The organism is Desulfosporosinus acidiphilus SJ4 (assembly GCF_000255115.2).
Classification (GTDB): Bacteria; Bacillota; Desulfitobacteriia; order Desulfitobacteriales; family Desulfitobacteriaceae; genus Desulfosporosinus; species Desulfosporosinus acidiphilus.
The window spans coordinates 1,705,073-1,725,209 of record NC_018068.1 but is presented as its reverse complement, the minus strand read 5'-3'; the positions used below and the strand labels follow the sequence as shown (position 1 = coordinate 1,725,209).

Genomic DNA, 20,137 nt, shown 5'->3' with positions numbered 1-20,137 from the left:
GGACGTCCGCCAGCTTTTCAAAGATTTACACCAAAGACACTTACTTAAAAAATGCATGGTAGACCATGAGAGCTAAAACCACAATGACAATAACACCCGAAAGCGGATGCGCCCAGTTGTTGGTCTTTCCCAGTCCATTTGCTTTTGGAACAAGAAAATTAGCATCCTCTTTGTTGTAATAGAAGAAATATTGATTGTGATCTCGCCGATACTCTTCCACTTCTTCTATGGTCCATTTTCTTTTTGCCAAGACCATCCCTCTTTTTACCGTCGAAATTATCATTCTACATCCCAATGCCATCATTATATCATTAACAGCAGCGCGAATCTCAAATAATAGAACCCATAAATTAGTAATCCAAACTGACCTTCCATAAAAATTTTAATTACTAGTGCGTATATAACTAGCAGGCCCCCTTGTAAGGACAAATTTAATTTTGTATTCCAATCCGCAAGAATCGGATTGCCGCATGCTTATCGAGCTAATTCTCTGACACTTAACATTAAAGCCCCTAGCATACGGTGAAACCCCTTTGGATTTTGCGCTGGTACCCTATATTGCTTGTTTATCTCTATTTGTAATGCTGGAATTCCTAATTCACGAGCGACAAAACTTGTGATGGTATTTGGCCCTGCAGAAGCAAAATGGTCATGGGTTAATCTGTTTAATCCAAAGGCTTGAAAGTTACGCTCGACCAATTCAAGCATACTCGTTTTTAAAAGGGTTTTCCCGCGATTGGTACCAAAATCCACATCGAATTCACGCTCGCGTGCAGCTCCATGAATATCAAGTAAGAATTTTACATTTTCCCTTTTACAAATCTCAGCGATTCTCTCTTTGTAGATACAAGGATCATCAAAATTTGGATCCCCACCGTATAGATTAGTCACTGCGATGGCATGACAACCTGTTAGTTGATTTAACAGGTACACTGTCGACCCAGTGAATTGATCGGACATCTTAATCTTCTTTTGTCTATAGTGTCTAACCGCATGAGGGGCTGATACCAAAACTGGCAACTTTCCAATTGAGACCCAAAAGGGGTCCTCTTGCTTAGGGTTAACTCTCTTGTCCGTCTTATAAAAATAGACTTTTTCTACATTCACTGCTTCATCATTGATGCGAGACCGACTGAACTCTTCTAAAATATCTTCATGATTGTCCAAAGTAATGCCCCCAGAATTCGTTACTCAACGGATATCATTCGTTTTGCAAACGGTAAAAAAATCGTGAATATTTTCCTCTCCAATTTAGGACTATATTGTAGTTTCTACTAAAAGAAAAGTTCAAAACACAAGATTTTCCTTTTGGATGACGAAACACCCCTGGTTTTAAGCAATATGGAATATCTTTGTTATTATTGCAAAATACAAAAGCGCTATAAACACCATGCTTACTGTCAACGGGAGTCCAATTTTGAGGTATGTCAAAAATTTTATCTCCACATTTTCTTTTTTAGCAAGCTCAACAACAATTAAATTTGCAATTGAACCAGTCAGTGTAAGATTCCCTGCAACCGTACTGAATATAGCTAATGCAGCCCACCAAACATGTCCCATATGGACTGGAACCAAATATTTCAGCAGCATTACAGCTGGTACATTACTCACAATATTTGAAAGCACCACAGTTAAAATCGAAAACACCTGTAAATTTTGGACACTCTTCATCCATGGTGTATGCATAAGTAACATAAGCAAGCCACTATGCTCAACTCCACCAATAATTACAAATAATCCAATGAATATGACCAAAAGATTAAAGTCTATCCCGCGATATATTTTATTCGGTTTAACTCTGCGCGTTATAAGCAAATAGGCTGCTCCCAGACTGGCAACAATCGCTGGATCAAATCCCATCAAAAATCCTACCAAAACTAGAAATACTACAACTAAACCTTTCTTGACTAAATATCCGTGTACGACCCCTGTCATCGGTTGAAACTCAGGAAGTTGGCCGCTCAGTTCCTCTTTGTATATCCAACTAAGTAACACGTATATAAGCACAAGTCCTACAAGGGAGATTGGTATCGCCAACGCCATATACCAGCCAAAATTAATACGTGAAAGGCTTTCAATTAAGATATTCTGAGGATTACCAATCAAGGTGGCAGCACTGCCTATATTCGAAGCGGCCGCTACTCCTAGTAAGTAAGGCGTGGGATTTAACCTTGCCCGCCTAGTAATCATAATCACAATAGGGGTTAGGAGCAAACAGACAATGTCGTTAATAAAGAAGGCAGACAATATCCCTGTGATTAGAATGACCATAAACAATAATTGATTTTTACCGTTCAAACGACTGAGGAATTGGTTTCCGGCTAGTTGAAAGAACCCAGACATATTTAAGTAGGACGTAATGATCATCATTGAAAATAACAGTATTATTGTCCGGTAATCTACAGCCTGAGCCGCCTGATCGAAGCTCATAACTCCCGTTCCCACTGTTAGAGCGGCACCTATAATTGCAATTCCGGCGCGATCCACCCTAAAAACCGGACTTTTTCCAATAGCAAAAACTAGCATAGATAATGTTAGAATCAATCCTGAAATAATCAAATTGTGCACTTTCTTTCTTCAACGGGCTAACTCTCTAAAGTACGCTTTCGTTTTTTAGGCTTTGAGAGATTATTTCTTGATGCAAATAAAGCTTTTATAGCCCACTCCGCTAACCGTTCTCTGTTTTCCAAAATATCAACTGGAACCTCATAATATGGCATTACCGTGGGCTTGTCATCAAATGGCTTGAATGGTTGCATTCCTGCCATAACATAATCTGTCTTATTAGAGTCATCCACCTTAAAATAAAGGACGTCATTTGCAAGTATTCCGAAAATCAAACCTTCATAGTAAATACTCACTCCGCCAAACATCTTTTTGACCGTTACATAACCTAATTTTCCAAGTTGGTCTACAACATATTTTTTGAAGCTCTCACTTACTGCCATGTTCTTCCTCCCGAATTAAGGTTTATCAAGCCTTTCCTATTTCTCTGAAGATGCTCTCTCACGAATTCAGCAACTTGTGGCCCAGATAAATCATCTATTTTGAGATACAAGAAAATCCCTCCAATAGGTGGTGATCTTAACCAAGTTCCTCAAGTATCTTATATTGTTCAACCAAGCTTAAAGGAATTGGTTCGGTGGGTTCATTCGAATGATGATTAAGAAACAACTCCCACCATCCTACATCATGCCATTGGTCAAATTTGTATCCTGCTTTATTATATTGGGCTATCTTCTTAAAACCAAAATACTCGTGGATTCCAACACTTGATTCATTAGGCAAACAGATCCCTGCGTAAGCATTGCAATAACCTTGGAGCTTTAAGAGGGGAAGCAAGGATGTGTATAACGCCTTACCGATTCCCTTTCCTCTGCATTCCTTCCTAACGTAGATAGAAACGTCGATCGACCATCTGTACGCAGCTCGTTCACGATGTTTAGAAGCGTAGGCATAGCCTAAAACTACATTACTATCTTCGTAAACTAACCATGGATTTCTCTGCAATACACGATCAATTCTTTTCTCCATTTCATCATGGGACGGAACATCTGTTTCAAAAGAAATTGATGTATCTTCAACGTAGGGTCTATAAATGTCAAGAATTTGTACCGTGTCTTGCTTATTAGCAAGTCTAATCATAATAATACACCTCTTTTAAAGTATGAAAAAGACGCCGTCAGTTATCAAACTTAACGGCGCCTTTGCCTAACATTACTATATTAATTTTGAATTCTCCCTTTGTCAATTAAATTACCTTGTTAATGTAGTGTTGAATACACACGTTTTCTTAAACTTCTGATCGTCCATAAATAAATAGCTATAATCCAAACAGCCCAACCTAATACGGCCAAAACTGGTCCATGAAAACCAGGCAAAGCACTCATCGCCTCTTGAGAGGGACCAAAAAGTTCCTTCTTTTGAGTTAATCGATTTGCTAAAATCCTTAGCAGGTCGGTAGGATTCAAGATCAGAATTCCGTAGAGCAAAGCCATCGTTGTTGTTCCCGTTGTTAACATTAAGGTTTGAACCACGATCAAATCATAAAGGATAATCATCAAAAACCACAAAGCTAAAGCTCCAAACAAGGCTACCATCCGGTTCTTCGCTTTAATGGAGATTAAAGTTCCTAAGGTAATAAATACCAAGGCCAGGGCCAAGGAAATAATAACATTAAAATAATAAAGGGGAGGACTTGATGCCCCGATGACATTAACATTAAAACAGCCCCAGAGGCTCCGTACCCTATCAATAAGGCGGCCGCAACCGCTGACCACTCTCCTAAAATCCTGCCTAAACATATTAGACGAAAGTGCAGAGGCTGCGTGAGCATAAGGTCCATGGTTCCATCTTCAAATTCAGCAGCAAATCCTTGCGAACTGATAATTAAACTAATCAGAGGCACAAGCAGAGTCGCTAAATTGAGCATACTCACCCCAACACGACTAACTTGAATATCAGTAGCTCCCGGAGAGATAACACTAAAGATCGACATGGCTAAAGAAAGCCCGAAAAAAATACCCTCTGGCGACGGCTTGCAGTCCGGGACTGTCGGCGAATAACTGAAGTACTGGTTGATTTAAATTAGCCCGCGCTATTCTTCCTTATCTGCGAAACAATAGGGTCTAAGTAGACAAGGCCTCCCCATATGGCCAGATCGCAAAAAAGGAGTGGGGCTAATCCGGGGGCACCATAAAATACTCTTCTCCAGCTGAATCCTCCTGATGCATCTGCCGAAAGGTGAAGAATGAAACCTAACAAACCAATTAACATGCTCAGTACCATGGTTATAGTAAAAAGCCGCGAAGTCATTTTATCTGAGGAAGAATACGCCTGGAGGAAAACAACACTTGCGGCAAAAAATCCAATATAAACGGGAAACCATGTGTAAAAATTGCCGAATCGAGTACTGGCATGATCAAAAAAGGCAACTAGGGCCGTAGCAAAAAACCAGAAAGCTGTTGCCATAAGCAGCCAACGTGTTTTTTGTGTCAGTCCATATCTTTTTAGACGTGGGCGATCGTCCATCCCGGTAATAGCACCGATAATTCCCAGGGCAATGAAAGCCAAAGGGGCGAAAACGGGATTACCGCCTATCAATTTAGTGAGGCTAAAGGAGTTACCACCTATTACACCTGTTAGATGAAAGATAAACCCTAGCACTCCGATACATATGCCAAGCAAATTAAGCCCCATATGCAGAGTATTTATAATGCCTGGCTTTGGTCTGAATAAGAGAAGAAGAGCAGCAATAGCTGCGAGCGGACAAAATACAACTGGAATCCATTCGTAAACCGGCGAAAAAGCATCCGCTGCATGGGCAATCGTCACATCTAAAAATACAATTAAATAATTCAGGGCAAGAAAAAGCAAAATTAAACGAGTTTTTTCAATCGAAAGCTTAATTGGCTCTTTAGTTATCCATTTGTAAGAGAAGACTGATGCAATATTTGATTCCAAAACTCATTCTTCCTTTCAACGTTTCTACATTCCAGCTATGTTCAACTACACCTCATGTTTATTTTTTAAGTGCAGCTACATAATCGCCAATTGCTTTTATTTGAGGATCACTTAACTGTCCTTGAAAACCGGGCATACCTCCCTTACCCGATTTAACGATAGCCTGAACCTTGGATGAATCAGACCAACTTCCCGTGTTAAGGGCCGGTCCGCTCGCCCCGGAACCATTGGAACCATGACAAGCCGAGCAATACGTGTTATATAAATTAACACCGCTTACTTGAGTCGGGCTGGAAGACGTGGAAGACGTATTTGAGGCAGGGGTTTGACTCGCTTGGTTCGACGGGGAAGTTTGAGCAGACTGAATGGACTGTGTTAATACTGCTACAGCAATAATTGTTACTGCGATAGAAATAATTAAGTTTCTCCAGACTTTTGTTCGAAGCATTTCTTCACCAACCCTCTTTAAAGTTCTTTATCAAGCAGGGTAATCGCTCGATGCTTTTACTTCTAGATATCCCGATTAATTTATTGATAGCGTTACTTGAGACTTACTTAATGGCCCTTGAAAGCTTTATATTCCCCGCCGCCCTCATGAATTTATGAACTATACAAATTTTTTCCTTTAAGCCAAATAATATGTATGAGATTTTGTCCAAGCTTAAATAAAAACACTTGCCAAATTGACGGCAAGTGTTTTTATAAGTAACTTTTTACAAGAACATGATCGGTAGTAAGAATAAACCATCATTCACAAATGGCTCTCAAAAACCTACTAACCTTTATTCAAGGCTGCTATTTATTCTTGAGGGCAGCTGGGGCTCAAGTGGTATGAGCGGTGAATTGGCCTCAATTTTTTAAATGGACACACCTTTAATTGTAAATAATGGTTCCCCAAAAGAGTGATCTGATTTTAAATCAATATGAATTTGATGAGAAACATTCAAGGTTTTATCAATAAATATTATAATTCCCTGATGTTGAAACTCATCATAAAACTTTGTACTTTTCATTTTGTTATCGACCTCTGACCAGAGTCTGCTGATCCAGCCATTTCAACTATAAGTGATTTCTTTTTTAATAATCAAATTCCCCCCATTTTCTTCAATTGTATTTTTTGCTTTATCCTCAATAATAAATTCCATACGCCATGACTCCTTTAGTTCACGATTTTAACTTCCCCACCAACACCCTCCATCAAGCCTATTCCTAATTATACCATGTACCTAGACAAACCTTTTCCATTTTTATATGTGAAAATCCAGAGCAACACACTCTGGATTTCATTTCTCGCAAAGCCGCTTTAACCCCGCTCTCAGGTGGATATTTTCATCCCTGCTTTTCAGTCTTCCCCTGGCTTCGGAGGCTTTAGCTAATTTAAGATACGTTAGGCAACGGGTTAATTGCCAAATAATCTGCGAGGATTCTCTATTAGGAGAGTATCAATCTGTTCCTCTGTAATTCCTGCTATTTTCAATATAGGAATTACATCTTCAAAAATGTGAGCAGGATGCCATTTAGCCACAACCTGTTGGACAACCGGCGGCAAAACAAGGGGTCTTCCTAACCAATAACTTACAGAGTCCTGGGAGATCATAAGTTGCTTTTCATACCCGTGAAACATCAAATTCATTAAAACTGCCTCTCGCTCAGAATCAAGAGGTGCTCCGACCATTCTTTCCAACCCAAAGCGATCAAATCCAACAAAAACTCCGGTTTTTAAAACACGGATGTGATCTTCAAAGTTAACATTACCACACATATGGCCAATTAAAATTCTGTTAGGATCGGCACCTAATGAAATAAGTAATTCTGCTTGTTCAGCCCCCATGGTTCCTTCTTGAGTGTGAGTTATGATTGTCACGTCAGTGTCTTTTTGAGCCTTGGCCGCTGCTCGGAAAAACATTTTTTCATAATCCGTTATGTTATCTTTACTTGATGCCAGTTTTATAACTCCTGCTTTTACGCCCGTTTTTCCAATCCCTTTAGTAATCTCCTGCATATACATTTCATAGATTTCGGATTCTACATCACCCAAGGCGGCTCGAAATTTAAAATATGCTGGTGCTGACTCTCCCTCATAATAATAACCGGTAGAACAGACAATTTGCAGCCCTGTCCTTTCAGAGATTTCCTTTAAAAGTTCAGGATTTCTGCCACATTCATTCGTTGTGGCATCGACGACTGTTTTCACATCAAACGTTTTGAGCTTTTCCGCAACCCCAATCCCCACCTGTAAGGCCGTGTTCCGATCAAATTCACCTAAAGTAGTATCTCCTTCAAAACCAGGATAACCAAAGACAAAATGTTCATGGATCAGGGTTTTTCCTAATGCTTCGGTACTTATAGGACCCATCACAGTATTAACCGTTCTTGGCACTGACCATTCCACCTTTCATTTCATAATTACAGCTTCCTCACTAGGGATATTCCATCACTTAAAAGCTGCCTCTTGGAACCTTTCCTTTCCTTTTCTTGTTCTTGTAACTTACGCCAGAGAACTTTACCACTAGCTGACATAGGCAGGTTCTCGACCAATTGAACGATGCGCGGATATTTATAAGAAGACATATTATTCTTAGTCCATTCAATTATGTCTTGTTCCGTCACTTTCCCTCGTTCTTTTTCGTGTAAGATAACAAAGGCTTTGACAGTTTCTCCTCTTTTAGAATCCGACACGCCAATCACGCAGGTCTGTCGAATCGCTGGATGTTTGAACATAATGGACTCCACTTCTGTAGGCCAGACTTTAAAACCTGAGGCATTAATCATGCGCTTTATTCGATCAACTAGAAAAAAATACCCATCTTCATCATATTTGGCAATGTCACCCGTGCGGAAAAAACGTTTTCCTTCAATTGTCAAAAACGCTGCCTTTGTTTCTTCTGGTCGTTCCCAATATTCTTCCATGACCTGTGGTCCATTGACCACCAATTCACCTGTTTCACCAGCTCCCAATTCTTGATGAGTTTCAGTATCAATGATCCTGGCATCAACGTTAAAGGACGGAATCCCCAGACATTGCAATTTGGGTCTGTCCGGAGGATTAAAATGGACTTGAGAAATTGTCTCACTCAAACCGTACCCTTCAACATATCTCACCCCTAAAAGTTGAAACATCTTTTCACCAAGGGCTTCTGGCAGCGGAGCACCGCCACCTCCCACATATGAAAGAGATTGGACATTATAGTTTTTTATATTAGGATTGGCAAGAAAATCAATTACCATCGTCGCTATGTTTACCCAATGAGTACATTGGAAACGTTCAATCAAGGCTGCAGCCAATTCCCTGTTCCAGCGAGTAAGCAATACCATCGTTCCTCCGGAGAAAATCGGGGCATTCATGCTATGCTGCATTCCTGTTACATGAAATAAAGGCAGCGTGACCAAAGAGGCCGTGTTTGCAGTCATTGAGCCCCAGGCTGCCGAACCAACAGTGTTGGCATTAACTGATTCGTGAGTATGAACACATCCTTTAGGTATCCCGGTTGTCCCCGACGTATAAGGCAAAATAGCTAGATCATGATTATTTACAATCAGTTCGCCCGGTGCTAAGCCGGCAGAAATTGCTTCTCGCCAATAAATCAAATCACTCTTCGAAAAATTTGCGGGTGATGCTCGTACTTCAGCAGGAATCTCTAAATCAAACTCAGGCGATATATACTCACTATAAGCTGCGATGATAACATGTTTTAGAAATGTAGTATTCTGCAACGGAGCAATATTCTCATAGAGTTCTTGTCCAACAAAAGCAACGTTTGCTTTACAGTCATTGATATAAAAATCCAATTCATTTGTAACATTCATCGGACTCATCGGAACAACGATGGCATTTGCCCTTAAAATAGCATAATAGGCGATTATGAACTGCGGAGAGTTTTGCATAAGGAGCAATACCCGGTCATTTTTCTTAACTTTTAACTGACTTTGTAAAAAGCCTGCCACGAAATCAACTTCAAGTTTAAGGCGCTCATATGTAATTGACCCGCCGTAGTATTCGATGGCAGTCTTTTCCGGATACCTCCGTGCTGAAACATCAAGGTTATCATACAAACTAGTCTTAGGTACATCTAACACCTTTGGCATTCGTTTTGGCCAAAATTCATAATGGCGAGTAACTTTCATTAGTTTCAACTCCTCGCATAGTAAATAGGCATATCTTTTAAATCAATCACTTTGTTCATTTCCCCGCTAACCTTTCTGTTTTAATAAGAATATTCCAATAATTTGGAAAGATTCCATTTACTCAAGCGAACATTTCTTTAATTATTCCAGCGCAATTATCTGTCCAAGTTTCTTCTACAATGCTCTACATTTAAAAAGCCTCCCGCTTGGAGGAGATTCTCATGCCGAATCCTATCTAAAAAATATCCTACGCCCGGTAGTTAATTCGGGGCGTAGGACTTGATAGCTCGATATGAGGTGGATGGTAAGTTAATTTTTATCAAAAAAGACCTATGAAATTATTTGCAAGCCAAGACATTTATGAAGGAATATTTAATTGCAATGTCGAATGTTGTAGTAATATTGCGCAATTTGCGGATATGTTGTTATTCTAATGTGTTTTTTATGAGTGTAATGGAGGAGGATTGTTTATATGAAAATTGATCATGTGGCATCTATTGCACCCCACTTACAAGAATGGTATGACCAAGATATGTCAGTCTTTGTTGCAAATCAAGATCTAGTATTAGCTGCTTACAATAATCCCAGACTCGATTTAGGCGTACAAATTGGAGATCCCATTGAGAAATATAAAAGTACTATTTCGTATAAAGTTTTACTATCCGGTGAGAAAATAGTCGCACAGGTTTCTAAAGAAAAATCTCAATTTTCAATCCCCTATGTTGCAATCAGCAGTCCGATTCGTGAAGATGGTGAATTGATTGGAGTAATTACAATCGTAATATCAACCGAAAAATACAATGCACTCTTAGAAATCGGAGAGGAAATTTTATCTTCGGTCGAAGAAATCTATGCCTCTTCCGAAAATCTTTCGGCACAAAGCGAGGAACTTTCAGCAACCGCTAAAACGATGGATGATGAAACTCTGCATGTTAAAAACGATATAATGCATGTTACTGACATTACAACGGCTATTAAGAGAATATCGCAGCAAAGTAACATCTTGGGAATTAATGCCTCGATTGAATCAGCTCGAGCGGGTGAACAAGGCCGAGGTTTTGGGGTTGTAGCCGGAGAAATTCGAAAACTAGCCGTCAGTACAAACGACTCAGTCATAACAATTGAACAAGATGTTTTTGAAGTCCAGTCCTCCGTTAGCCGCTTAGTTGAATCGGTAAGGCAACTAGCCACCGTTAGTGAATCCCAAGCTCAAGGTGTCACTGAACTTACCCAAGCCTTGAATCAAATATCTCTTATGGCTCAAAAACTTGTTGAGTTGGGAAAAATTTAAGTCCATTGTTTGACTCATTAATGTCAGATAGAGTTTACCCAGTGTAATAACATCCGTTGAGTATATTCAGGTCGGCGGCGGATTAGCCACTGTGAATAAAAAAGTTCGGAAATTAAGTGGGATTATGTCAAGCAGTTACTCTCTAATAGAATGATGCTTGGAATCTTCTAAATGAACACACCTTTTATTGTAAATAATAGTAATAAAGCTCCAGTCCCGCAGCCTAAATCGAGGACTCTACTGCCTTTGGGAATTGTAAATAACCGTTCATTCTGAAATATGAGGGAGCGATATATAGAATTTGAAAAAAAAACTAAAGCTAAGGGATTAAGGTAACCAACTGTAGCCATGCCTTACTTTCCAAAGATAATACTTTTCAAACATTAGCTTACTAATATCATAAAAGGGGTTTGGCAACACTATGGAAAACTTTCGAGGTTTTAGTAAACTATCTGTTATACTCAGCATTTCTTTGTCACCAGCATCCATTATACATAGTTCCGGTATTTTGCTCATCGGCTTCGTCTCTAGCTTAGTTTTTCCATTAATTAATCTCACGATGTTTTCCGTTGCAGTCTTGGCGGATTCATCTGCAGCATAACCCGTTTTCGGCACACCGATAGGTACTGGAGTTCTGAATTTAATAGGAAGATCTGCAGCAATACCAACTCCGAAAATATTTGGGTATTGTTTATGTTGATAAGTATTGTTAACGGGTATAAACGCATCTTTAGTACCTAAGTCAATAGAATCACTTACGACATTAGCTCCTCTAAACATTGGCATAATCATCGAAAACTTGTAAGGGATTCTTTGCCCGCTTTTAAGAACTATGTTTTCGCCCGAAACCTCATGGATTTCCGCGTTCGTGATATACTTTATCCTAAACATAGGTAAAAGCTTTTTCAGGATAAAGTTACTTCCAGTAATACCGCCTATACCTAAGTGACCTAAGAAGGGCTCAGGGGTGAAAAAGGTAATGTCTACTTTCTTTCGTATACCTAGATCTCTACATCGCTTTTCAAAGTTAAACAAGAATTCGTAAGCAGGACCAGTACACTGAGAGCCTTGAGTAACCCCAATCACTACAGAACCCGGGTCTTTAATAAATTTTAACCAGCGTTTTCGGGTTTCCAGCGCCGTTTCCGGAGTAACGATAAACGACACATTGCTATTTAAACTCAAACCTGTTATTTGGTCAAAGATCCATTCAGGGCCAGTCGCAATGATTAAATAATCGTACTCAAAGTCTTTATCTCTACATCGGACAACCCTATCTTTCGCTAATATTTCTGTGATTTCATGACATATAAATTGAACACCTGCTTTCGATACTAAGGGTTCCAAAGGTACTGTAATATCCTTGACTTGCCTCTTCCCAAAGGGAACCCATATAAGCGAAGGAACAAACAAGAAATCGGGTGATTTAGAAAACATAATGATCTTGTGTCCATGACCTAATTTTCGTCTAAGTTCTAATGCACTTGTGAGACCCGCGAAGTTACCACCTATCACGATAATCTTAGCCATAGCTTTTCCCCCTCAGTTACGAAGCGATTATACCTTTCATTTTTTGGTTGATATCCGGCACCAAAACTTCGTCAACCAATGTTTTACCTAACATTGATTTTTAGTATGTGAGTTATGATAGAGAAAATATGCATTGCTCCAACATACGGATGAGCGCCCCGGTAGCAGTGCAATTAATCTTTACATTTGCCAGGTCAGCTGCCGATCCGGTACCGGTTGCAAATACTCCGTTAGCTCCTGAACCACTCGAATTTATTGTAATATTGGAAAACAATCCAGATCATCATGAAGATTTTTTAACGAAAGGTAGATTTCACCCTTCAGGGGGCTCCCTAAAAGAATTTACGTAAATTTTATTGTTTCAGAGGAGTTGATGTAATCTTCGGAATCACCAAAACAATTGTCTGTCTTTCCTGAATTATCCCACTATTATCCTCAGCTTCCTGCATAAAGTAGTCGCTAAAAGTACAAAACCGGTAGCGAAAAAAACGCCCCGGTAATATAAATACCCCAGTATTCCTTCACTCCTTGCCAAAGCAACTCACCCTTCGAATGAGGTTTTCTTTTGGACAGTAGTGGGGAATTAATTTAAACAAATGCTCAATTTTTAATCGCTTAATTGCTGGCAATGGGGTCGGCAACCGCAATCCGGTTACGTCCTCTTTTCTTGGCACTATATAGAGCATCATCAGCCAGTGCCACAACTTGCTCTGGTAATGATAACTCGGTTGTGTAAACAGTTACCACTCCGATACTGACCGTAACATATTCCGCCGTATAGGATGCAGTGTGTGGAATACCTAGATCTTCAACGGCTTTCCGGATTCGTTCCGCCAGAGTTTCAGTCCCATTATATTCTGTTTCGGGCAGTATAATTGCGAACTCTTCTCCACCATATCGTGCAACAATATCTGGTGCTCGACCAGCAATAGTTTTAAGAGTAGTCCCAATCTGTCGCAAACAATTGTCTCCTGCCAAATGGCCATAACTGTCATTGAAACTTTTAAAATAATCGACGTCTAGCATAATGAGCGACAAAGTAGACCCAGAGCGCTTTAACCTGAAGAATTCAGTTCTGAGAGCCTCATCAAAATATCTGCGATTCGCCAACCCTGTCAAACTGTCAGTAATTGAATTCAACTGAGCGGCGTTCTTCTCGATTTCAAGTTGTTGAAACAGCGCTTGTATTTTTTGCTCTGCTCGTTTGCGTTCTGTGATGTCACGGATAATAAATACCATTTTTGTCGGTTGTCCGTTAGCGTTATAAACAAACCCACTATTTACCTCAATATTAAAAGTGCTTTGATCTTTACGGACTCAACTTTTTTTACAAAAAGTTTGTATGCGGTCATTAATGAAATAACCGCAACCGCAGCAGATATAACAACTGTGCGTCCGGAGATGTCATTATTACCATACATGTAATAATAATAACAAAGGATAGTCAAAGCAAAAAACGAAATAAGTCTCCAACCATTCTCTTTCATATAAAGAAACTGTATAATGCCGATATATAGAAAGATATGTCCTAAAACCACCAGTGGGTTTGCGATCCTTGCTAGTATTTCTAGTGATCTTATTGTTAGCAAAGGCATAAAGATAAACCCCAGTGCCATAAAGCTAGAACCCAGTAGCCACCATCCAATCCCTCGATAGACTCTATTCACTTTATATTGGACAGAAAGAGCGATAACTTGGGTCATAAATGTTAGACAAAGGATAAAAGCAAGGGTTTGAAAGTCAAGTTTCATAAATATCCCTCCTTCCACACATGGTGCTAATATTCTACTCTAAGTTCTAGATTCCCTTTTTTAATTACAAACTCTATCTTACACCCTCATCCCACTTATCAACTCAAACGTAGCAACCACGGCAACTTTTCGAGTAAATTTAATCAGAGCTAGAGTTGGATAATAATCCTCGTTAAACCTTTTCATTCATCCATAATATGGAACCCTATATCTTTTGCTGTCCATTCTAAGGGGTACATTTTAATGTTTTTAGTTCAATCTTCTATAAAAACAGTTAAACCCGCATGAATGCGGGTTTTTATATAAATTATGGTGGAAGCGAAGCGTACTTTTTCGAACTTACCAACATAAAGATAGATTAATTATGAGGTCTTAACACATACAATTATCCAAAAAGGAACGTGCTATTTTGTCAAAGAGAGACCAAGTTATTTGTATTGGAATCGAAGACCCAACTCTTACTACTTCACAAGTAGGATAGGTACTTTTGATTGTTGAATAACCGTATGACTGACGCTCCCGAGAAATTCCTTAAATCCGCTCAATCCTCTGCTCCCCATAATAATCAAGTCACAGTTATTTTCTTGGATGTAATCCAATATCACACGAGCTGGTGCCCCTTCCATTTGAACACATTGGCACTTATTCGGAAGGGATGCCAGTGCCGATTGAGCCTCGCTAAGAATCTCTTGCCCGCGTTGACTTAGCTCATCATGCATTTTCTGATATAACTTTGAAGTGATAACCTCCCGAGCGGGAATTGTGGCCATTACGTGTAAAACATGAATTTGAATAAAAGAATTCATGTTAGCAATTTCAATGGCTTTCTCCAAAGATTTCTTTGCCAAATCCGACGAATCATAAGCAACAAGAATTTTTGTACATAGCATTTAAATTCCTACTTTCCTTTTTATCAACCTACCATTTGGTTCCAGAAAATCACAATGCCAGTTTAGTGGCCAAGTATTGCTTACCCACTTAGTCAATATAAACTGATAATGATCAATAAGCAAAAGGACGAATAAGAATCTCTGCCACGAAAAACAGCGTAATTACTAAGTCAACATCATAAGTGGTTGCCTGAAGGGTACCTACCATATACAAAGGCAGGGTTGAGAGATAGACAATATGGTTCACTCCTGGTAAATAGTTTAATGTACTTTTAAATTATATCGCATTTATCTATGCATATCTAATTGTCATTTGAATCGATTCTATGCATAATTGTAATATTGCAAAAAAGACCAGTCTCCCCTGTTCTATTATTACTTGTTCCAACTCTGAACAATGCGTAAGGGGTATGAATGATCTCAAATAAAAATGAGCCCCCATAAAGATTCCTTCAACTTTCATTATAAAAAAGTTATTGCGAAGGCGGCCGAATGGGTTACCTTCCACCAAAAGTTCAAGAGCAAGAAGCCCTTAGCAGAAGAGATGGGCTTCTTGCTCTTTGCTTTCCTCTGCACCTTCAGTTAGCTAAGAGATGAACAAAGTTAATTTTATCTCCAATAGCTTTGAGAAATACTTTGGAATCATAAAAAATATTAATACACAAATCGGAATATTCGTTTGTAGGAATCTTTCCAAAGCCGCCATATGCCATTGAAGTTTATTATACCTAGATGTATAATCAAGGCAATAAAACTAGTTTGAATTATTAAAACACTTAGTCTATTCTGGGGTAGTCCTTTAAAATAGGGCTTTCTCACGATCGTTTTCTTGTATTTAACGAGAAATTTATAGTTGGTAAATACAAAATGCAGTTCTTATCATAGCTTTTATTTATGAAAAAGGAGTGGTTAAATACTGAAAAGAAAAGCATAGTTATTGGCGTTACCCCTGTAAATCTTAATAGTATGCCTGAATCATTAATTGGTAAGTATATCCTTGCCGCAAACCCGTCTTAATGTCCCTGGCCAAGAAAAGTGAAATAGCTCACGTCCCTTATAAAGTGAAAAACAAAGTATTATTCGGCTACACATTATTAATTTTTGATACCTTAGATAATGCTGTGAATACGCAAAATTTCTTGTAGATCAAATGGAGGAGAGATGAGCATGAGCATGGGCATGGCCACACGTCAAGTATATTGGAACATAGAAGGAGAGCACTGGCTCTATTTATTCTTCATCATTGCACTAATTTTTTTCGGTATCGGAGTATACAAACGATTGTCACTTTGGAAATTAGGTCAGCCTGAGAATCGCTGGAAAGATCTATGGCAAGGCATAAAGGATATTATTGTCTATGGATTCGGGCATAAACGAATCCTCAAAGATTCTTATCCGGGACTTATGCATTTCGGTATTTTTTGGGGATTTGTATTCTTAGCATTTGCAACAGCAATGATTACGCTGCAAGCGGATTTTGGCTTACAAATATTCTATGGATGGTTTTATCTGTTAATAAAGCTTACAGCGAATCTCTTTGGATTGGCAGCGATCCTCGGCATCGTTATAGCAGCCTATCGCCGCTATATACAAAGACCTGATCGCTTGGATAATAAAACGGATGACGCAATCACACTTGCCTTAATCTTTACAATTCTACTAACAGGTTTCTTCATTGAAGGAGCTCGAATTGCGGCAACACCTGATCCATGGGCCGGCTGGGGATTTATTGGACAATGGATATCCATTCCTCTTAAGGCATCCCTTAATCAAGCACAGTTACTTTCCTTACATCGATTTTTATGGTGGTTCCATCTTCTCCTAGCCATGACATTCATCGCTTACTTCCCTTATTCAAAGCTGTTCCATGTCATCTTGGGCCCATTAAATATGTTTTTCCGCAGCCGAGGACCCATCGGTATCCCAGAGCCTATAGATTTTGAAGATGAAAGTCTTGAAACCTTTGGAAAAAGTCAACTACGTGAGTTTTCCTGGAAAACGTTATTTAATACGGACGCTTGCCTGCGTTGCGGACGTTGTCAGGATAACTGTCCAGCGTATTTAAGCGGAAAACACTTAAATCCCAAAAAGATCATCCAGGACATGCGGCTTTTAATGGAAGAAGTCGGCACAGCCGTGAAAGCCTCACAGAAAGGCGCTTTAGCCAATCAAACAGCAGAAGCTGAAACCGCTGCAGCCGAAGAAACCGCCGAACTGCCGGGTCGTTCTCTCATCGGTGAGGTTATCCCTGAAGAAGACTTATGGGCCTGTACTACGTGCCGTTCTTGTGAACAGCAATGCCCCGTTTTCGTTGAGCATGTTGATAAAACGATTGATATGAGACGACATTTAGTCTTAATGGAAACCAGGTTCCCGGCCGAGGCTCAACTCGCCTTCAGAAATATGGAGAATAACGGGAACCCCTGGGGCATTGGTTGGAGCACTCGGGCCGACTATTTAAAAGGACTAGGGGTAAAAACCTTCGAAGAAGATCCTACAGCTGAATATTTATACTGGCCTGGCTGTTCCGGTGCCTTTGATGCACGTAACCAAAAAGTATCCGCAGCTGTAGTCAAACTGTTACGAACAGCTGGTGTTCATTTTGCAATCTTAGGCAACGAAGAAAAATGCTGTGGTGACTCTGCCCGTAAATTAGGAAATGAATACTTGTTTTATACATTAGCCTCAGAAAACATCGAAGTCATGAAGGGATATGGGGTTAAGAAAATAATCACTCAATGTCCTCACTGCTTCAACATTCTTAAAAACGAGTATCCTCAATTAGACGGGAATTTCGAAGTGGTGCACCATTCAACCTTCCTGCTTGAGCTCGTAAAATCCGGAAAACTTAAGCTAAACAATATTTCCGGAAAATCAATTACCTATCATGATTCTTGTTATTTAGGCCGATATAATCAGATATATGATCAGCCCCGTGAATTACTCAAAATTGTTGGCCTTGAAATAAAAGAAATGGCTCATACTGGTGAAAAGAGCTTCTGTTGTGGTGCTGGCGGCGGTCGAATGTGGCTAGAAGAACATGAAGGCAAACGTATTAATGTCATGCGTACAGACGAAGCAATTGCCGCTAAGACAGATTATGTAGGTACCGCATGTCCTTTCTGCTTAACCATGATCGTCGACGGAATAGCGTCTCGTGAAGCAGGAGAAGCCTTAAAAGCTCTCGATATTTCCGAAATTTTAGAAGGTTGTATATAATAATCATCCCTTCTTCTTGTTGATTAGGGCAGACTGACCTTTCCAAGGCCGTTATATATACATCGTGCCGACCTTCGAATATTTGGAGAAGTTCCCTTTTTCGATCAGATTAGGAGTGATAGTCTTTTTGTTACTGAGGAGGATAGTATTGTCTATTCTTTCGATAGGCCAACAGTAGTCGAAGAGATATTACCTAACTACCCAGATATTTTGAACAATGTTCTTATTACTTTTAGTCAAAAAGTACGAATTTTAACCTCCCAAATTAGCGATCTGTCTCTTAATACTCCGAAAATGCGAGTATATAAAACGCTATACCACTTATTTTCTACAACTAACAGCAATGAAATTTTAATTTCACAACACAAATTAGCAAGCTTACTTGGAATCAGTCGAGTTACATTAAATCAAATTTTAGTTAATCTAAAGAAAGAAAATATAATTCAACAAGACAATTATAAACGGGAATAACCATTAACGATCTTAACGGGCTATTAAATTTAATCAAGAATAATTAGACTACGGTTAAAGAGTCAAACTAATCTGCCAAATCCGTTAATGTTTCCGATGCGTGATACCCCAATAGTTGTAGTGTATTATTTTGGGCATTGAAGCCATTCGTCATACTAATAGGGTTAAAATAATAATTAAACAGCTGCCCTTTCGTTGTTGAATATCAGCGAAGGACAGCTGTATATATGATTGGTATGCTTTCTACCTGACTCTCCACCGCCGAGCTAATAACTCCTTCTCCTCCGATGATATAGACCTTGCTGGAGTTACCGGCCGCTTTTTCATTCTTGACGACATTACTGATACCATCCTTTGGACTATGAGGATAAGGTACTGATTTTGTGCTGCAATACTGCTGATGGATAAGGACTTTTCTCTCAAAAAGGTTATTTTATTGGTCCAAGATATTTGTAGAAAGCATTGATTATACCCAACAGGGGTATATAATTAGCATAATCATTGGAATAGTGATTCATAATCTAAGCGAAAGGCAGGGAGGGTAAATGGCACGGAAAATTTCGTTTGCAGATTACTCAATTGTGGCTTGCGGAACAATGATACCAGAACTGAATGTTTTGAAGGAAACGGGCTTTTTGGATACTCAAATACTTTATACCGCACCAGGGCTCCATCAAGATCCGAATGAATTAGAACGCCAATTGAGTAAACAATTGGAGAAAGCAAAGAAGCTTACCAAAAAGATCATTGTGGTTTATGGTGGAAAATATTGTTATATCAATATGCGTGATTCTTATCGAACAATTGATGCTATTATTGAAGAAATGCGTGAAGATGGGTATTATATTGCCCGTACCGAGGTGGAAAATTGCCTTGATATGGTCGCAAGCGTTGAACATAGAGCGGAGTTGGCTGAGGGGAAAAAAATTTGGTTTTGTACGCCCGGTTGGTTAAAATACCGCGATCAAGTCTTTAAAGGTTGGGACAAGGCCAACGCTAATGAGAACTTTCCTCAATACACCGGAGGAGCGATGATGCTTGATCCCATTGATTTTTTTGATGCTTATGCAATGGAACATGTTGAAGAGATTTTGGACTTCTCAGATTGGTCTTCTCTGCCTTTAGAAGCGCGTTCAGTTGGGTTGGAACGTTTACAAAACGTGTTAATTGATGCAATGGCCGAGGATGATAGGAAGCGGCTATAAGAGGAAGATAATAAATATCCCTAGTTAAAAAGAGGTTAGTGCCTAAATATTGCCCTGACCTCTTTTTGCGTTACCCATCTCACACGTCAACACTTTATAGCTAAGCGAGGGATTTCGGAATGATTTTATAATTTCAATTACAGAAGCTAAGTACAAGCATTTACCTTCTAAAGTAACTCACCCCGAACAGAC

At 39.4% G+C, this 20,137-nt stretch carries 22 protein-coding genes; 5 read left to right on the top strand and 17 right to left on the bottom strand.

Annotation, left to right across the window (positions count from 1 at the left end; genetic code table 11):
- Nucleotides 1–40 precede the first annotated feature (40 nt).
- From DESACI_RS07955 to DESACI_RS07910, 11 genes are all read right to left on the bottom strand, one after another.
- A complete protein-coding gene (locus DESACI_RS07955) occupies nt 41–250 on the bottom strand; it encodes a DUF5808 domain-containing protein (protein ID WP_041276011.1) in 210 nt (69 codons plus the stop codon).
- Between the two features lie 224 nt (nt 251–474).
- On the bottom strand, nt 475–1,167 hold the full coding sequence (locus DESACI_RS07950) for a M14 family metallopeptidase (protein WP_014826669.1): 693 nt from the start codon (nt 1,165–1,167) through the stop codon (nt 475–477).
- Nucleotides 1,168–1,332: 165 nt separating this feature from the next.
- Entirely contained in the window at nt 1,333–2,568 is a 1,236-nt protein-coding gene (locus tag DESACI_RS07945; RefSeq protein ID WP_427846741.1) for an anion transporter, read from the bottom strand.
- A gap of 17 nt (nt 2,569–2,585) precedes the next feature.
- Complete coding sequence (locus DESACI_RS07940) at nt 2,586–2,948, bottom strand: TfoX/Sxy family protein (protein ID WP_014826667.1); 363 nt, start codon at nt 2,946–2,948, stop codon at nt 2,586–2,588.
- 136 nt (nt 2,949–3,084) lie between these two features.
- Nucleotides 3,085–3,645, bottom strand: coding sequence for an arsinothricin resistance N-acetyltransferase ArsN1 family B (locus DESACI_RS07935; RefSeq protein WP_014826666.1), 561 nt, complete (start codon nt 3,643–3,645; stop codon nt 3,085–3,087).
- 119 nt (nt 3,646–3,764) lie between these two features.
- Complete coding sequence (locus DESACI_RS25440; RefSeq protein WP_207643919.1) at nt 3,765–4,151, bottom strand: ABC transporter permease subunit; 387 nt, start codon at nt 4,149–4,151, stop codon at nt 3,765–3,767.
- Nucleotides 4,133–4,498 carry an ABC transporter permease subunit gene (locus DESACI_RS25435; protein WP_148271282.1) on the bottom strand — a complete coding sequence of 122 codons (366 nt, stop codon included), beginning with the start codon at nt 4,496–4,498 and terminating at the stop codon, nt 4,133–4,135. The genes DESACI_RS25440 and DESACI_RS25435 overlap by 19 nt, the downstream gene beginning before the upstream one ends.
- Nucleotides 4,499–4,587: 89 nt before the next feature.
- Entirely contained in the window at nt 4,588–5,463 is an 876-nt protein-coding gene (locus DESACI_RS07925; protein ID WP_014826665.1) for a hypothetical protein, read from the bottom strand.
- Between the two features lie 58 nt (nt 5,464–5,521).
- Complete coding sequence (locus tag DESACI_RS07920) at nt 5,522–5,911, bottom strand: c-type cytochrome (protein ID WP_014826664.1); 390 nt, start codon at nt 5,909–5,911, stop codon at nt 5,522–5,524.
- A 951-nt stretch (nt 5,912–6,862) separates the two neighbouring features.
- Nucleotides 6,863–7,843, bottom strand: coding sequence for a phosphotriesterase family protein (locus DESACI_RS07915; RefSeq protein WP_014826661.1), 981 nt, complete (start codon nt 7,841–7,843; stop codon nt 6,863–6,865).
- 26 nt (nt 7,844–7,869) lie between these two features.
- The gene (locus DESACI_RS07910; RefSeq protein WP_014826660.1) at nt 7,870–9,588 is read right to left on the bottom strand and encodes a long-chain fatty acid--CoA ligase; all 1,719 of its coding nucleotides are present in this window, start codon (nt 9,586–9,588) and stop codon (nt 7,870–7,872) included.
- 472 nt (nt 9,589–10,060) lie between these two features.
- Here DESACI_RS07910 and DESACI_RS25430 point away from each other — a divergent pair, with 472 nt between their 5' ends.
- The gene (locus DESACI_RS25430) at nt 10,061–10,879 is read left to right on the top strand and encodes a methyl-accepting chemotaxis protein (protein ID WP_014826659.1); all 819 of its coding nucleotides are present in this window, start codon (nt 10,061–10,063) and stop codon (nt 10,877–10,879) included.
- A gap of 167 nt (nt 10,880–11,046) precedes the next feature.
- Here the strand turns inward: DESACI_RS25430 and DESACI_RS24205 are convergent, their stop codons facing one another.
- Nucleotides 11,047–11,229: a methionine biosynthesis protein MetW gene (locus tag DESACI_RS24205; RefSeq protein WP_014826658.1), complete on the bottom strand. Its 183-nt coding sequence runs from the start codon at nt 11,227–11,229 to the stop codon at nt 11,047–11,049.
- The gene (locus tag DESACI_RS07900) at nt 11,207–12,409 is read right to left on the bottom strand and encodes an NAD(P)/FAD-dependent oxidoreductase (RefSeq protein ID WP_014826657.1); all 1,203 of its coding nucleotides are present in this window, start codon (nt 12,407–12,409) and stop codon (nt 11,207–11,209) included. Before DESACI_RS07900 ends, DESACI_RS24205 begins: the two co-directional genes overlap by 23 nt.
- A 149-nt stretch (nt 12,410–12,558) precedes the next feature.
- On the opposite strand from DESACI_RS07900, the gene DESACI_RS24965 reads away from it, so the two are divergent.
- Nucleotides 12,559–12,759 carry a hypothetical protein gene (locus tag DESACI_RS24965; RefSeq protein WP_041276009.1) on the top strand — a complete coding sequence of 67 codons (201 nt, stop codon included), beginning with the start codon at nt 12,559–12,561 and terminating at the stop codon, nt 12,757–12,759.
- Between the two features lie 265 nt (nt 12,760–13,024).
- Here DESACI_RS24965 and DESACI_RS25130 read toward each other — a convergent pair whose 3' ends face one another.
- The 4 genes from DESACI_RS25130 to DESACI_RS25425 all read right to left on the bottom strand — a co-directional run bounded on the left by DESACI_RS25130 (nt 13,025) and on the right by DESACI_RS25425 (nt 15,297).
- Nucleotides 13,025–13,699, bottom strand: a complete 675-nt coding sequence (locus DESACI_RS25130; protein ID WP_242833178.1) for a diguanylate cyclase — start codon at nt 13,697–13,699, stop codon at nt 13,025–13,027.
- Entirely contained in the window at nt 13,690–14,160 is a 471-nt protein-coding gene (locus DESACI_RS25125) for a hypothetical protein (RefSeq protein WP_014826655.1), read from the bottom strand. The genes DESACI_RS25130 and DESACI_RS25125 overlap by 10 nt, the downstream gene beginning before the upstream one ends.
- Nucleotides 14,161–14,621: 461 nt before the next feature.
- Nucleotides 14,622–15,050, bottom strand: coding sequence for a universal stress protein (locus DESACI_RS07880; RefSeq protein ID WP_014826654.1), 429 nt, complete (start codon nt 15,048–15,050; stop codon nt 14,622–14,624).
- 112 nt (nt 15,051–15,162) lie between these two features.
- Nucleotides 15,163–15,297, bottom strand: coding sequence for a hypothetical protein (locus DESACI_RS25425; RefSeq protein WP_282434161.1), 135 nt, complete (start codon nt 15,295–15,297; stop codon nt 15,163–15,165).
- A 932-nt stretch (nt 15,298–16,229) separates the two neighbouring features.
- On the opposite strand from DESACI_RS25425, the gene DESACI_RS07875 reads away from it, so the two are divergent.
- The 3 genes from DESACI_RS07875 to DESACI_RS07870 all read left to right on the top strand — a co-directional run bounded on the left by DESACI_RS07875 (nt 16,230) and on the right by DESACI_RS07870 (nt 19,945).
- Complete coding sequence (locus tag DESACI_RS07875; RefSeq protein WP_041276367.1) at nt 16,230–18,269, top strand: heterodisulfide reductase-related iron-sulfur binding cluster; 2,040 nt, start codon at nt 16,230–16,232, stop codon at nt 18,267–18,269.
- A gap of 294 nt (nt 18,270–18,563) precedes the next feature.
- Nucleotides 18,564–18,740 (top strand): helix-turn-helix domain-containing protein, encoded by a 177-nt coding sequence (locus DESACI_RS25750; protein ID WP_427846748.1) that lies wholly within the window; start codon nt 18,564–18,566, stop codon nt 18,738–18,740.
- 545 nt (nt 18,741–19,285) lie between these two features.
- Nucleotides 19,286–19,945 (top strand): DUF1638 domain-containing protein, encoded by a 660-nt coding sequence (locus tag DESACI_RS07870; protein ID WP_014826652.1) that lies wholly within the window; start codon nt 19,286–19,288, stop codon nt 19,943–19,945.
- The last annotated feature ends 192 nt before the right edge of the window (nt 19,946–20,137 follow it).